The organism is Streptomyces sp. NPDC020299 (assembly GCF_044387825.1).
Classification (GTDB): Bacteria; Actinomycetota; Actinomycetes; order Streptomycetales; family Streptomycetaceae; genus Streptomyces.
In genome coordinates, this window is sequence record NZ_JBIRWL010000001.1 from 71474 (window position 1) to 85533 (window position 14060).

Annotated in this window: 10 protein-coding genes and 1 pseudogene; 2 read left to right on the forward strand and 9 right to left on the reverse strand. The window is 68.5% G+C overall.

Annotated elements, in window-relative coordinates; genetic code table 11:
* Window positions 1–321 precede the first annotated feature (321 nt).
* The 4 genes from ACH45E_RS00305 to ACH45E_RS00320 form a co-directional block, all read right to left on the reverse strand.
* Window positions 322–897, reverse strand: a complete 576-nt coding sequence (locus ACH45E_RS00305) for a hypothetical protein (protein WP_361455893.1) — start codon at window positions 895–897, stop codon at window positions 322–324.
* Window positions 894–3512: a site-specific integrase gene (locus ACH45E_RS00310; protein ID WP_361455896.1), complete on the reverse strand. Its 2619-nt coding sequence runs from the start codon at window positions 3510–3512 to the stop codon at window positions 894–896. The genes ACH45E_RS00305 and ACH45E_RS00310 overlap by 4 nt, the downstream gene beginning before the upstream one ends.
* A complete protein-coding gene (locus ACH45E_RS00315; protein WP_399039666.1) occupies window positions 3509–4693 on the reverse strand; it encodes a tyrosine-type recombinase/integrase in 1185 nt (394 codons plus the stop codon). The genes ACH45E_RS00310 and ACH45E_RS00315 overlap by 4 nt, the downstream gene beginning before the upstream one ends.
* Before the next feature lie 79 nt (window positions 4694–4772).
* Window positions 4773–5816 carry a hypothetical protein gene (locus ACH45E_RS00320; protein ID WP_399039668.1) on the reverse strand — a complete coding sequence of 348 codons (1044 nt, stop codon included), beginning with the start codon at window positions 5814–5816 and terminating at the stop codon, window positions 4773–4775.
* 364 nt (window positions 5817–6180) lie between these two features.
* On the opposite strand from ACH45E_RS00320, the gene ACH45E_RS00325 reads away from it, so the two are divergent.
* Window positions 6181–6345: a hypothetical protein gene (locus ACH45E_RS00325; protein WP_361455905.1), complete on the forward strand. Its 165-nt coding sequence runs from the start codon at window positions 6181–6183 to the stop codon at window positions 6343–6345.
* Between the two features lie 74 nt (window positions 6346–6419).
* Here the strand turns inward: ACH45E_RS00325 and ACH45E_RS00330 are convergent, their stop codons facing one another.
* From ACH45E_RS00330 to ACH45E_RS00345, 4 genes and pseudogenes are all read right to left on the reverse strand, one after another.
* Complete coding sequence (locus ACH45E_RS00330) at window positions 6420–7208, reverse strand: IS3 family transposase (protein WP_399039670.1); 789 nt, start codon at window positions 7206–7208, stop codon at window positions 6420–6422.
* Between the two features lie 224 nt (window positions 7209–7432).
* A pseudogene (locus tag ACH45E_RS00335) lies at window positions 7433–7603 on the reverse strand (DDE endonuclease); the annotation flags it as partial.
* A 134-nt stretch (window positions 7604–7737) separates the two neighbouring features.
* A complete protein-coding gene (locus ACH45E_RS00340) occupies window positions 7738–8391 on the reverse strand; it encodes a GPP34 family phosphoprotein (protein ID WP_361458139.1) in 654 nt (217 codons plus the stop codon).
* Between the two features lie 124 nt (window positions 8392–8515).
* Window positions 8516–10405 carry a S9 family peptidase gene (locus ACH45E_RS00345; protein ID WP_361458136.1) on the reverse strand — a complete coding sequence of 630 codons (1890 nt, stop codon included), beginning with the start codon at window positions 10403–10405 and terminating at the stop codon, window positions 8516–8518.
* Window positions 10406–11191: 786 nt separating this feature from the next.
* Here ACH45E_RS00345 and ACH45E_RS00350 point away from each other — a divergent pair.
* On the forward strand, window positions 11192–12964 hold the full coding sequence (locus tag ACH45E_RS00350; RefSeq protein ID WP_361458133.1) for a CocE/NonD family hydrolase: 1773 nt from the start codon (window positions 11192–11194) through the stop codon (window positions 12962–12964).
* Window positions 12965–13154: 190 nt separating this feature from the next.
* On the opposite strand, the gene ACH45E_RS00355 is transcribed toward ACH45E_RS00350, so the two are convergent.
* Complete coding sequence (locus tag ACH45E_RS00355; protein ID WP_361458130.1) at window positions 13155–13814, reverse strand: helix-turn-helix domain-containing protein; 660 nt, start codon at window positions 13812–13814, stop codon at window positions 13155–13157.
* Window positions 13815–14060 lie beyond the last annotated feature (246 nt).

The following is a 14060-nucleotide window of genomic DNA, read 5'->3' on the forward strand; positions in this document are numbered from 1 at the left end:
CCCGCCGCCTGTGCCCCGGCTGTTCGGAACAGAGAACCGTCCCGGCCAGCCCGTCAGACCTTCACCGTGGACACCCGCCGCCGACCAGCCCGAGCACCCCGAAACCTGCGCACACCAGCCCGCCCAACCTGCAGTTTTCACGATGCACACTGCTCACTGAATGCCTCGAGCTGGCGATGCGGAGGCCGAAGGGGGCTGCCAGGGCCTCTTCGACGCTGTCGTCGCACTCGTCGAGGAATTGCTCGACTTGCCGCAACAGTCGTGCGAGGGAGGCCACCTGTTCACGGTCCAGGCGGACCGGGTCAGAGCCGGCCGGGGCGGTCATGTCTGTTCCCGTTCGAAAAGTTGGACTTCGAGGTCGGCGATCCGTTTCTCGGCGAACCGCAGGTTGGAGCGGGCGCCTTCGAGCCGTTCTTGGAGTGAGCGGTGTTCTTGCATCATCTGGTCCAGACGGCGCTTGAGGGAGGCATTCTCCGTGCGGAGGGCCGGGGCGGAGTTCGCAGGGGCCGTCTGCTTGGCGTCCCGCAGTTGGCCCATCAGTTCACCGATTCGCTTGCGCTGAGCGAAGACGGTCTCCTGGGTGCGGGTGAGGGCCTCCTCGGCGTTGAGTGCGCGCTCGCGCCAGGAGGCTTCGATGCGTTCGTGTTCCTGCTGGGCTCCTTGGTCACGCCGTTGTCGGGCGTCGGCGACGGCTGCTTGGACCAGGGCTCGTGCGTCCGTGTTCTCGTAGCAGAAGGTGGCTGACACTCCCGCTCGCTCGGCGAGGGCTCGGACGTTGAGCCGTCTGCGTTCGCGGCGAAGCTGCGTGATGGCCTTCTCGAGCTGGGTCAGTTTGTTGCGGGTCTGGCGGCGGCGAGCGGCGATCGCGGCCGCTGGGGCGTCAGCAGTGGATGTCATGCGGCATCACCGTCTGCGGTCTCCGGTGGCTCGGTGAGGTCCGCGGTTCGGAAAGCGGTGGACCAGACGCGGCCGAAGTAGTCCTGGGGGCGGCGGAGGTCGAGCGCGAGGGCCTCGTCCAGGAGACCGACGGCTTCCAGCGCACGTTCCAGGCCGGTGATCGCGCGGGCGGTGGGCTCGAAGACCTCGTGGAGGTAGTCGGCGGTCGCACTGTCGGGCGCGCGTTCGGCGAGCATGCGCCATTGCTCGCGCTTGCGGTGCCAGTAGACGAGGTCTGCGCCCGACATCACGAAGTTCTCGCAGCTGTGGCAGTTGAGGTTGAAGGGGCAGGCCGCGCCGTCGACGACGTGCTGGAAGGTGCAGAAGCCTCCGTCGGCCGGGGTGGACCGGCGGGTCAGGTCGATGGCGAGGGCCTCGGCCTCTTCCTTGGACATGGGCTCGCTGCCGGAGAGGATCAGTCCGGGCTCGTCCGATCCGGGGCCGGTGACCCAGATGGTCTGCAGGGCCTGCTCGAGGCGGGGATCGGTGTTGGCGAGGTGGACGTAGTGCTCGGCCATCCGCTCGGAGACCTGTCCGAGGTAGCGCTTGACGTGGATGAGGTCGGCGCCGTTGCGCAGGAGGTTCGTCGCCAGCGTGTGCCGGCTTTGGTGGGGGACGCAGTGGGCGATGTCGAGCGTGTCGACCCAGTCGCGGAACAGCTTGTGGAACCACCCGTAGCTGGCGCCCTTGAGCAGGTTGCGGTTGCTGTACTGCCGGGGGAACAGGGCAATCTGCAGGCGCTCAGGCGGTGTTGGGGGCTGCCCGTAGCGCTGGGTGAAGCGGGCGATGGTCACTGCCTGGCGGCGTTCGATCCGCTGATAGAGCCGTTCGGGGATGCGGATGGCCTCGTCGTAGTTGCCGACTTTAGTCTGGTCGTGCCAGAACATCGGGAGTCCGTTGAGCCGGCCGATGCATTCGAGGCGGACGTTGAGGACCTCGCCGCAGCGGCGGCCGACCAGGACGAGCGTTTCCCAGGCGTCCCGGAGCCCGCGGTTGTTGACGTCGAACGTTTCGAGGTTCGCCAGGTTGGTCGGGTGGGCCAGGGCCCTGGCGACGTCGTCGGGGAACGGCGATCGGCGCCCCGTTGGGGCCGTGGCCCTCGGCATCGCGACGATGAAGCTGCGGTCCAGTCCGATCTTGTCAGAAGCACCGGTCTCCAGTGCTTCGCGCAGGACGCGGCGAACACTCATCAAGACGGTCGAGAGGGTTCCAGCGGTGGCGATCGAGGGCTCACCGGCATGTCGAGACCGACGATCGCCCTGATGATGGTGGACGCCGAGCGACTTCAGGCCATGCCGGGCTCGGTGCCGCTGATCGGCGACGAAGTCGGTCGTATGGGACTCGGCCAGCGCTGTGGGGTCGTGGCCTCCGCCCGGCACGAAGCCTTCGAGGTAGGCGCTCAACTCCACCCATCCCCTGCGGAGTTGATCGAAACTGGTTCGGCTGCGGGGCGGGTTCGTCTTCAGCCGGGCGGCCAGGAAGTCCCAAAGCAGGTCCCGCAGCCAGCGCTGTGTGACTCGGCTCAGGTCGATTCTGCTGCCGGCATGGGGGAAGCGGACGCCGAAGTGTTCGGTCTCGATGAACCCGGCGTCCTTGGTGTCCTCGCGGGTGAAGTAGACCAGTCGCAGGTAGCCGAGCATCGCCGTGCCAACCTGGCGGACGAGGCGGTTGCACGTGTCCAGGTCGAGGTCGGCCAGAGAGTCCGCCTTGGTGGTCCGGCAGATCTCGGCAAGGTGCTGGATCCAGGGAAGTGCCCAGTTCGTGCCCTGGGTCGGAGTCTGGGTGTGGTGGAACATCGCCCATTGGATCTCGGCCTTGACCAGAGGTTTCAGGCCCAACAGTGACACCTTGCCGTGAGAGCGCATGATCGGCGCGGTCTCCCAGCACCATCGCCGGAAGGCGGCCTCGTCCTGGTAACTGACGAGACCGGACGTGTGTCCTTCGTTGGCCAGCCGACCCCAGTGATGAGGAAGTCGGGCACCACCGGGACACCCGGCACGGTTATAGAGGAGCCGGTGGCGCCGACATAGCCCCAGCGCATGCACTGCGGCCTCGGGGCACGGCACCACCTGGCACTGCCCGAACGAGGGCAGCACCGGCTGGCTGGCGGCCCACTCATCGAAGTCCGGGACAGCACCCCCTTTGAGGTGCGGATATTGAGCTCGGCGCCATCGGGTTGCATGCATGTGGCACAGCCGGTCCGCACTCCAGGACGGGGTATGGCGACAGATCCGGCAGGGCAGAGGCGTCTTCCAGGATGCCTGTTTCAGCGGGTGGGCGGTGCGCAGGAACTCGGCGACGCTGACGCCTTCCCGGCGTTGTCGGCCCCAGTCGCGTAGGTGGATGTGGCAGAACTCGGTGCCCGGGTTCAGAGGCCGCTCGCACCGCGGGACGCCGCACTCCCAGGCGTAGACGGGGTGGTCGCCGGGCAGGTCGATCACGTCCGTGCGGAAGGCGGCGTCGAACGTCGGCGCGTTGAGCAGGGCGGTCAGCAACTCCAGTCGGTCGCCGGTGGTGCGGCTCGGAACCGTGGACGGCGACAGCACGGGGAGCAGCCGCCGGGCGGGAGCACTCACTCCTCCTCACCCCAGACGGCCTTCAGGGCGGCCACGAACCCCGGCGAGTGCTGATCGGGATGGCCATAGACCTCGTCGACCATCTTCATCGAGGCCCAGTTGCCCGCCTCCTTGGCCACCAGCGGGTCGTTGCCCGACGCGTCGAGGATCTTGCCCATCGTGCTGTGCCGGAACTGGTGCGGCTTGATGCGGCCGGGCAGACCGGCCCGTTTCCCGGCCCGCCGCAGCATGCCGCGGGCCGCGTCGGCCGTCCACGGATCACCCATGTTCGACCCGTGCAGCTGGATCAGCAGCATCCCGTGTCCGGTGGCGTGCTTCGTGTACTCGGTGGTCATGTAGGCGAAGTAGGTGCTGATCACCGCCGGGCTCACCCGATAGACCTCCCCGCCGGTGATCACACCGTCCTGCAGCTGCCACTCGGGCTTCCTCTTCGCCGCCGCCCCGTTCGGATTGGCCCCGCGGTGACACACGTGAACGTGCGGACTCTTGCACTCGCCGCAGGCCGCGTTCTCCCGCAAGTGCAGGTCGACCAGGTGCAGCCCGGTCAGCCCGCCGATCCGCAGGGTCGTGTCGGACAGCCAGGTCACCACCATCGCGTCCCGGGCCGTGTTGACCTCGCTCAGAAGCTCGGGCCTCGCCCCGTCCGGGAGCATCTTGGGGTGCCGACGGCGCGAACGGCCAGGCGGTGTCAGAGGGTTGGCCGACATCGAGGTCACCACGTGCCCCAGCAGAACTCGGTCCCGGTCCGGCTGAGTCGGCAGCCGTCGGACGTCCAAGGCCGCCTTCAGCTCCGGGTTCACCCCCTGCCGGGCACATTGGTGCAGGTAGAAGCCCTTCAGACAGGCGGCCGTGACCTTGAGGGCGTCGGAGCCGTACGGACGTTTCGGCGGCATCCGCCACGGCTCTCCGAACGGCATCGGCACCCGTGCCCCGACCGCCCCCATGTACCGCTGCAGATCCGACAGCGAGACCTTCGCCGTCGTCAGCCCCTCACGCACCCGCCACCGCAGATGATCGACAAGGGTGTACGCGTACGTCTTCTGCGTCCCCGAGCCCTCGTACTGACAGAGGAAGCAGTCCGCCTCCTCGTCCACGGTCAGGTCCGGCCACACGATCGTGTACGCCCGGCTCCCGTCCCGTCGGACCATCTCCTGGACACGAATGTCATCCAGGACAATCACGCTCCGCACATGCCCCTCCCGCCCCATCCCGACGCGACGAACAGCCTTGCCGAGATCGGTAAACGAGAACGCGAAAGCCCTATGGACCACCCCGACGAGTGACCCCGACACTCACAGCACAGTCGGTAAAGTCGCCGATGAGGACCTGCCGCACGCGGCCGTAGGGCGGCTGGGCAGCGCGGGCCGCCGGAACGGCTGCGGGGAGGGCCAGGCCCGGCCAGGCGGTCGGGCCGGTGTAGTCGAGCTGCCCCGGTAGGGCAGCATCCGCCCACTGCAGGCGCGAGCGGCCGGTGATGACGAAGAAGCAGTTCGGCATCAGCCACACCACCCGCTGAATGAGGCGCTCCAGGTCGCGGTGGGTTCGGTCGCCGACGTCCTCGAAGGTGTCCAGCAGGATCACCGGCATGACGTGCTTGTCCGCCGGTAGCTGGGCGAGCTCCCACGCGAGCAGGTGCGGGTAGAAGCTCAGCGCCTCCAGGTCCGCCTCGGCCTCCAGCAGATCGGCCAGCCGCGCGCACCCAGCCAGTGCACGCACGGTCTGCCGGTGCTCGCGCAGCGCCCTCGTGAGGGAGCCGACCAGTGCACCGACTGCCGTACCCACGGTGCCCGGCAGGAGGAGCGCCTGGGCGACGTCCGCGAGAGCAGACTGCATCTGCTGCGGCATGGCCTTGCCGAACCGGGCGCCCAGTCCCCCGCGCCGCAGGTACTCCTCCAGGCTTTCGCCGGGGTGCTGGCTCTCCCAGTAGCGGCGCAGGGCGATGTCGAAGGCGGGCAGAGGACGGCCCAGTTCAGCGAGCGCGGCACGGATCGTGAGGACGACGTCCTCGAAGGACGTGCCGGCGGAACGGGCGAGGTCGATGCGCACGGGCAGGATCCGCTTCCCGGACCAGGCGGGCTCGCCCCACTGGGCAGGCCGCTGGTCGGCCCCCGCGAGCGCGGCCTCCAGCTTGCGGGACAGGGTCGTCTTGCCGATCCCGCCGACCCCGTGGAACACCATCACGTTGTGACGCGGGCGCTCCAGGTCCTCGACATCGAAGGCGGCCCCGGTGATCTGCCGCAGGTGGTCGCCCAGCGCGGCCGCGACCAGCTCCCACTGCATCTGCCGGTTCGTGAAAGCCTCCACAGCCTGAAAACCCCGGTCGTTCGTGCTGAACAGTGCACGCAGATCCCGACCTGCCACGTCCCACCCCCGAAACGGTGATCACCTGGGCCCCAACCTATGCCCGCAGCAAAGCCCTTGGAGAGCATCGCCCGCAGGCAGCGGAGTGCGAAGGAGCTCTGCCCCTGCTCGTCACGTGTCACGGCGCTGGGCCACTGGTTTCGGACGGGGAGACAATGGTCGTTTCGAATCAAGATCAACACGAAGGTGGTAGGGCCGTGTCCGACACTCCCAGCTCTGATTTCTCTGGCCTGGAGGACGGCGATGAGCAAGATGCAGCAGACGTCGTCCGGGACGTGGTGACCTGGGTACAGCACCCAGATCGCCGATGCGCAGGGCCCCGGTGCCCGACGAGGACCGGATCGAGGAACTGAACGCCGGCCGACAGGCCGCGCTCGAGGACCAGCGGCGGCTTGGCACCGCCGGCCGGCAGGAGACCGAGCGGATCGCGGCGCTTTACGCCGCCCGGCTCAAGGAGCTCAGGAAGTCGTAACCCGGCCGTGCGTGCAGAACCGGGAGGGGCCAGACGGGCTGTGAAGTGCCCCCTCGGCTCCCGACACTTCCGATTTATGCCGCGAGGTCCAGTCGTTGGTGACAGCGGGTCCTGGCCTGGTACGGCGTGATGTAGCCGATGGTCGAGTGGATCCGCTCCCGGTTGTAATGTTCCGCGATCCAGCGGAACACGTCCTGTCGAGCCTGCGCCCGGGACTCCCAGACCGTGGTGCCGATCTCCGTTTTCAGGACGGCGAAGAAACTCTCCGCGGCGGCGTTATCGAAGCACGAACCGGTACGACCGACGCTTCGCCGGATATCCAACTCGGCCAAGACCTCCTGAAATCGGCGAGAGGTGTATTGCGATCCGCGATCGGAGTGGAAGATCGCGTTGCCTGCCGTGTGTCCGCCCGCATGGGCCATCCGGATTGCGTCTGCGACGAGTTCCGCGCGCATGTGGTCGGCCATCGACCAGCCCACGACCTCCCGTGTACACAGATCGACTACCGTCGCCAGGTACAGCCACCCCTCGGCCCCGCCGGGACAGGTGCGGTTGATGATCCGGCGGACGGTCGCCGTGCTGGGCGCGACGCGGACGGCGAACACGCTGGTGGTGCGGGCACCGAGCCGGGCGAGGGCTTCCTGCGGGGCATTCTTGGCCCACTGGCCGATCGCGGCGAACGAACGCGCTCCGCTCAGCACGGCCGAGCACGCGATCAGCAGCACGCTCACGAACGGGTGACGCTTCCCGCGCCGGTGCCGCGGATCGGCCAGCGTGGCCAGCCGCTGCGGCAGTCCCGGCAGTGCGCGGTGCTGACGCGAGGGCGACTTGATCAGGCAGACGCTGGCAGACTGACGGCACATCGAAGCTCCGGTTCGGCAGGGCGACTTGAGAGGTCACCCGCTCCAACCGGAGCTTCGTTGTGTACGAGACGGGTTGACCGACAGTCGTCATGCCGCCGTGACCTGCGACTTCGCAGCATCACTCGGACTTTGAAACAGCCCTGGGATGACGAAGCATCCAGCGTCCAGGTGTCGGAATTTCGGGGGTCACTCCATCAGACCCTGGCCCCAGACGGCGCCCCACAAGTCTCACAGATGTCCCAGACGAGCACCATCGGGCCACCGAGCTGCTGGTGGGCGGTCTGGATCAGGTCGCGGTAGTCCTTCCAGGAGAAGCTTTTGCGCCAGTCGGGCCGGGCGTCTGGGCAGGGCCGGTAGATCAGCCGTGAGGGCTCGCCGGTCTTGTAGCAGGCCAGGGCAGTTGACTCCTATCACCGGCCTACGACCAACCCGACCTGCCGTCAAGCCGCACCACTGCCGGATTTAACGAACTACCGGTAACCACCTGCTGATTCACCGAATCGGGGTCCTGCCGGTGTCGGCCGGGCGATCAGGCGCTCCAGCCGCCACCGACCGCCCGGCTCGACAGGTAGGAGTTGCGCAGCGCCTTGCGCAGGCCGGGGACGATTTCGTCGAACCGTGCGGCGAGCGCCTTGAGCGCCTGCTTGTGGGTGCGGAGTTCTCCGCGGCTCCACACGCAGGTCACCTCGAGCTCGGCTGCGAACACGGCCATGGCCAGCTCGTCAAGCGGTATCGACGCCGGGTCGGCTCCGTTGAGCACGGTGGCGCGTACCTGCTCCTGGAGGACGCGCACCTTGTCCGGGTGGGCGACGGTGACACGGTTTGCGGGGAAGAGCGCTATCACCTTGCCGCGGGAGACGGTGACCTCTCCTGCGGCGGAGAGCTGGTCGCGGACCGGTGTCTCCGCGGTGTGGGCCTTGTTGTGCACGAACTGGAGCCAGCCTTTCGGCTTGCTGTCGGGCAGGTCGCCCCACACCGCGGCGGTGAAGGAGTCGTCCGGCGCCTTCCCGGGCTTTCGGACCACTTTCCCGCCCCTGGCGCTGAGCAGTCCGTCGCGGGCCAGCTCGGTCAGGGCTCCAGCACGCAGCAGCTGGCCGCGGCCTTGCAGGTTGTCGAGCTGGAACTTGGCCTTGTCCACGGTGTAGCAGAGCAGGTACAGCTGCTGCGGCAGCGTCTGGGTCATGTTGTCTCCCATGAAGAGGATGAGGGGCGGCGGGATGGTGGTGCTTCAGGGCGCGGTGCGCCCTGAAGCACCACCCTGTTGACGGCTCGGTTTCAGGTGGCATACGGCGTGAAGCCGAGGGTTCTCATGCCGTGTGGGCCTCGAAGCCCAGGTGTTCGGCCAGGAAGCGTTCCGCCGCGGTGTAGAGGGCGATCACGTTCTCCGGGTTCTCGATGGCGTGGCCCTCGTCCTCCATGACGATGTACTCGACGGGGACGTCTCGTGCGCGGAGGGCCTCGACTAGCTGGTCGGACTCGGCGAGGGCGACGCGGGCGTCGTTGGCGCCGTGCACCACCATCAGCGGTGTGCGGATCTGGTCGACGCGGCTGATCGGGGAGCGGGCCAGCATGTCGGCCTCCTGCTCCGGGTCGGCCGGGTCACCGACGTACGTGAACCAGTTGTGGGCGAGCATCGGTTTGACGAAGTCGGGCTGGCTGCGCAGGAAGTTGGCCAGGTCCGAGACCCCTACGACGTCGACGGCGGCGGCGAAGACGTCCGGGGTGAAGGTGACACCGACCAGTGCCGCGTAACCGCCGTAGGAGCCGCCCATGATCGCCACGCGGTCCGGGTCGGCGTATCCCTGGTCGACCGCCCACCGCACGCCGTCGATGAGGTCGTCGTGCATCGTGCCGGCGAACTCCCCGATGGCGGCCCTGGTGAAGGCCTTGCCGTAGCCGGTGGAGCCCCGGAAGTTGACCTGCAGCACCGCACAGCCGCGGTTGGCGAAGAGCTGTACGGCGGGGTTGTACCCCCAGCTGTCCCGGTCCCAGGGACCGCCGTGGACGAACAGCACCAGCGGCAGCCGGGACGGCTGGACACCGACCGGCAGCGTCAGGTACGAGGGCAGCGTCAGACCGTCACGGGAGGTGACCGACACCGGTCGCATCGGCGCCAGCGACTCGGGGTCGAGGTGCGGCTTCGCCCGGTGGAGCAGGCGGCTCTCGCCGGTGGTGTGGTCGTAGAGGTAGGTGGCCCCGGGGTCGCGGTCGTGGGTGAAGCCGGCCACCCAGCGCTGTCCGCTCTCGTCGGAGGACAGCCCGGCGAGATCACCGTCGGACAGCTTCTCCAGGTTCTCCAGTACGGCGGCGAAGTGCGGGTCCAGCGCGTGGATCACCTGCCGCTCCCCGAGATAGCGGACTCCGAGCAGTTCCCCTGTGCGCCGGCTGCGGATCAGGGGGGAGGGCAGGGCGGGAAAGACCCGTGCCCGGGTGTCCAGGTCGTACTGGGGGTGGGAGTCGACCTCTTCCTCCTCGCCGGTGGCCAGGTCGAGCCGGGCCAGGCGGAGACGGTCGCTCCCCCGGTTCGAGCCCAGCCACACCCCGGCGCCGTCCGGCGTGACCTCCATGGGGTAGATCCCCAGCGGAGCGTCGCCGCCCTCGAACCACGCCACCGGGGCCGGCGCACCCGTTGCCCCGTCCCACCGGGACAGCTCGACATCGCCCTCCGCCGTCGTCGCCACCGCGAACAGCTCGCGCTCGCTGTACAGCCACCCGTCGACATTGCCCCCGGGGCTCCGGGCGAGGGTCGCGAGGTCGCCGGTGGCGATGTCCAGTTCGACCAGGTCGAACTCGGCCCGGTCGCGCAGGTTCAGCTGGGTGATCACCTTGCCGGGCCGCCCGGCGGGCAGGTCCAGGCCCACGGTCCGCACCCCGGGGTAGGGCGTGAGGTTCACCGCGGGGGCGTCCGGGTCCGCCAGGTCGACGCGGTACAGGTGCAGGTTCTCGTCGCCGCCCTGGTCCCGGGTGTAGAGCAGCCACCGCGCGTCACGGGTCCAGTGGTAGCTCACCACTCCGCGGTCCTCGGCGGTCACGCGCCGCGCGTCCCCCGGCGCGTCGACGCTCTCGATCCAGACGTTCATGCGGTTCTTCCACAGCGCCAGGTACGCCAGTTTCCTGCCGTCCGGCGAGAGGGTGGCCTTCGCGCGAGTCGGTGGCCCGAAGAAATCCTCGACGGAGAGGGTCTCCCGCAGTGCCATGTCGATCCTTCCTGTGGTCAGCGCCCGGTGTCGCAAGCAGGCGAGGTCAAGGACTCGCCTGTCACTTAATGACAGTGTCACTAAATGACAAAGACTGCAAGCGTGCACTCGTGAAGCTTCCGACTGTCGGACCGGTGCCGCACCTTGGGTCCGCGGTCCGGAGTGGGAGAGGTGCGAGTGCTCGCTCGGGGATGGCTGGCCGAACGCACGTCGCTTGTGGTGCGCGCCACCCATGCAAGCGGAGCAGGCGGCGTCCCGGCGGCAGCCTTCGGTCCACGGTCGGGCGGGGCGGTTCGCTCACCCCGCGGTCCATTCGGCCGGTAGTTGGCGCGGCGGCACTCCTGGGCCGCCGGCGGACTTCCGGATCGGTGCGCCCGGCGGGCCTGGCCCACTCTCGATCTGCAGGCTCGACCTCCATGCCCGGCCTGATCCGCGGCCCCAGGGGGTGTGGGCGTCGAGTTCCGCGCGGAGCACGGGGTGGGGGTGAAGGGCAGGGCTCGGCGCTTGGGTACGGCTCTCCCGCCGCAGGTGCCGTACGGACCCCCGGCCGTGGGCTCACAGCGGATGACGCCGACGGCCTTTGCGGCACGTCAGCGACCGCCGCGGGCGCAGGACCTCAAACGGGGCAGCCCTGACCGGCGCGACCAGGGGTTCGGCGGGCACTGCTTGCCTGATCTGTCACTTAATGACATTGTCATTAAGTGACACGGTGGCGGGCGTTGAGATTCGCGCCATGCCCCATCGCTCAGATCTACATCCGTTCACAGGCAAGCTCGGGAGACATGAATGAGGCAACGCGCCGCGGCCACCTATGCCGCTGCAGTACTGGTGGCCGCCTTTACGCTGACCAGCACGGTCGCAGCCGAGGCGGGCGCGGGGTCCGATTCCGGGGCCACCGGGCAGAAACAGAAGGCGGCCGTCGCCACCGCCGGCGACTTCGTCACCCACACAGAGAACAAGCGCGTGCCGAAGGGTGCGCGGTGGACGCAGCACTACTTCCCGTCCTCGGACGGCTCCGAAACCGAACTGCACGCCGACGTCCTGCTTCCGGAAAAGCTGCCCAAGGGCAAGAAGGTGCCGGTCATCCTGTCGGCGAGCTCGTACTTCGGGCACTCCGGGGAGCTCGGGCCCGAAGGCTGGAAGCACACCGGGCCGTCCAAGCGCTTCCAGGACTTCATGAAGGGCACCGATCTGTTCGACCAGGGCTACGCCTTCGTGGCGGTGGACACGCGCGGCTTCGGAGGTTCTACCGGCTGCCTGGACTTCGGCGGACCCGGTGAGCAGGCCGATGTGAAGGCCGCGATCAACTGGAGCGCACAGCAGTCGTGGTCCACCGGCTCTGTGGGCATGTACGGCATGTCGTTCGACGCGTACACCGGCCTCATCGGCAACAACCTGAAGCAGGACGCGCTCAAGGCTGTCGTCGCCCAGGAGCCCGTGTGGGACGCGTACAAGCATTTCCAGGCCAACGGCCTGTTCCGTTGGACCTCCCCCATCGCGTCCAACACCTACAACACCATCGCGTCCCTCCCGCAGTTGCCGGACGACGACAAGCGCTACCGGGCCAACGCCGACTACGAGAAGAAGCACCCGGAGTGCGCGGCGCTCAACTCTCTGAACGCGTCCGTCGGCGACCCGGACGACCCGTACTGGGCCGACCGCAGTCCGGCGAAGAGGGCCAAGGGCACGGACTCCCCACTGTTCTTCACCCAGGGCTTCATCGAGCCCAACACCAAGGGAGAGGGAATGGAGGAGTTCCTCGACAACCATGAGGGGCCCGAACGCGGGTGGCTCGGCCAGTGGGATCACGTGCGCGGCGACAAGCGCACCCAGGACGGGCAGCTCGCCATGGGCCGCGAGGGCTGGTACAAGGAGACGCTCTCCTTCTTCGACGAGCACCTCAAGGGCGTCGAGCCGAAGGTCACGTACCCGGACTACGCCGTCCAGGACAGCACCGGTACCTGGCGGGCCGAGAAGTCGTGGCCGGCCGCGGACCGCTCCACCACCGTGCGGCTCGGCGACGGCTCGTACACGGACACCGGCGGCGGTTCGACGACCGCGGCGAAGGGCACGGCTCAGACAGCTGGCAGCGACGGGGCCGGCTTCTTCGTGTGGTCCGAGCCCATCGCGAAGTCCACGCGGATCATCGGCACCCCCAAGGTCTCCATGACGGCCCGGGGTGAGGGCAACGTCATGGTCAAGCTGTACGACGTGGCCAAGGACGGTACTGCGGTCATGTTCGACGAGCAGGTCTCCCGGCTGGACGCCGACCAGCTGTCCCTGGACCTCAAGCCGACCGACTGGACCCTGAAGGCCGGACACACCCTGGCCGTGGAGATCGGCTCCGTCCAGAGCGGTGAATGGCTCGACACACCGTCCCAGCAGCAGATCCAGATCACGGACGCACGCCTCGAACTGGCCCTGGACGACCCGGCCGATGACGTCGTCACCAACGGCAACCGCTCTCCCTACCTGGACCTCTATCTGCAGGCGCACACGTCGAAGCTCAAGCCCGGCCCGGCCACGATCACCGTGCCCCCGGCCCGCGAGCAGCGCTGATCCGCCTTCACCGAGAGGTACCGGCACCACGAGCCGGTCTCGCCGCCCTCCAAAAGGGCAGGTGAGACCGGCTCGCGTCGTGGAGACACCGGGGGGCACCGGACAGGGCGCAGCGCCGTCGCCAGGGCTGCTGCGGTCAAGAACCGTTGTCCTGGACCCGTCGTCCCGTTCCCCGGCGTGTTGTCGTCGCTCAGGTGGTGACGGGATCCCCCACGGCTCCGCCGGTGGCCCTGCGTACCGCTTGCGCGATCCGGGCAGGCGCGTCCGCGAAGTCCCGGGGGTCGGCGCCCTCAAGGATGGCGGCGCCGATGTCCTCGTTGAGGACCCGCAGGGCGGCCGAGGCGGCGGCGGCGTGCAGGCGTACGTCGAGGTCCTCGGCCGGAAGCCCGAGTCGCCCCGCGATGATCTCGGCCATCTCACGTTCCACCTGGTCGCAGGCCATCAGCCAGGCCGTACGGATGGCCGGCTCCGTGTCGGCCAGCCGGATCATCTTCATCGCCAGCGCGGTGTCCAGCCGCTCCACGTCACTGGCCTCACGGCCGAACCGGTGGCTCTCCGCGGCGAAGTGCACCTCCAGCGAGAGCTGCGGAGGCCAGCTGCGCAGCGTGGACATCTCCCACTCCACGCCCCGCATCACGATGGGCTCGGCGCAGCTCTCCTTGCTGCGGAAGTGGCGCCAGATGGTGCGCGTCGACAGGCCCACGGCCTCGGCGATCTGGTCGCCGCTGGTCGCGTCGACGCCTTGCGCCCAGAAGAGCCGGGACGCCTCCCGTGAGACATCCAGACGCAGGCGGTGGCGCCGCTGATCACTCATGCCGCCCCGCCCCTTGGTCGAGGCCGTACCGGTCATCCCACTACTCCCTGCTCCCGACTGTAGGTGCCAGAATGACATTTAGTGACGCCAAAGACCAGCCAGCGAGCATCCCAGCGCCGGTCCCCTCGACGGCCCGGTTTGTCATGGCAGGGGAGGGGCCGACCGGGGGCCGCGAAACTGCGGGCGGCAAGTACGGGACCGACCACGAGGGGCGCTCCCCCATCGTTGTCCTGACGGCCAACAGCGAACCCGAGGGCCCGGCGGAGATCCGCAGATTGCCTG

Bases quoted from the DNA above. Each gene is read 5' to 3' on its own strand.
- ACH45E_RS00325 (WP_361455905.1), top strand. From the start codon at position 6,181: ATGCGCAGGGCCCCGGTGCCCGACGAGGACCGGATCGAGGAACTGAAC.
- ACH45E_RS00355 (WP_361458130.1), bottom strand. From the start codon at position 13,814: ATGACCGGTACGGCCTCGACCAAGGGGCGGGGCGGCATGAGTGATCAG.
- ACH45E_RS00305 (WP_361455893.1), bottom strand. From the start codon at position 897: ATGACATCCACTGCTGACGCCCCAGCGGCCGCGATCGCCGCTCGCCGC.
- ACH45E_RS00345 (WP_361458136.1), bottom strand. From the start codon at position 10,405: ATGGCACTGCGGGAGACCCTCTCCGTCGAGGATTTCTTCGGGCCACCG.
- ACH45E_RS00330 (WP_399039670.1), bottom strand. From the start codon at position 7,208: ATGTGCCGTCAGTCTGCCAGCGTCTGCCTGATCAAGTCGCCCTCGCGT.
- ACH45E_RS00340 (WP_361458139.1), bottom strand. From the start codon at position 8,391: ATGACCCAGACGCTGCCGCAGCAGCTGTACCTGCTCTGCTACACCGTG.
- ACH45E_RS00350 (WP_361458133.1), top strand. From the start codon at position 11,192: ATGAGGCAACGCGCCGCGGCCACCTATGCCGCTGCAGTACTGGTGGCC.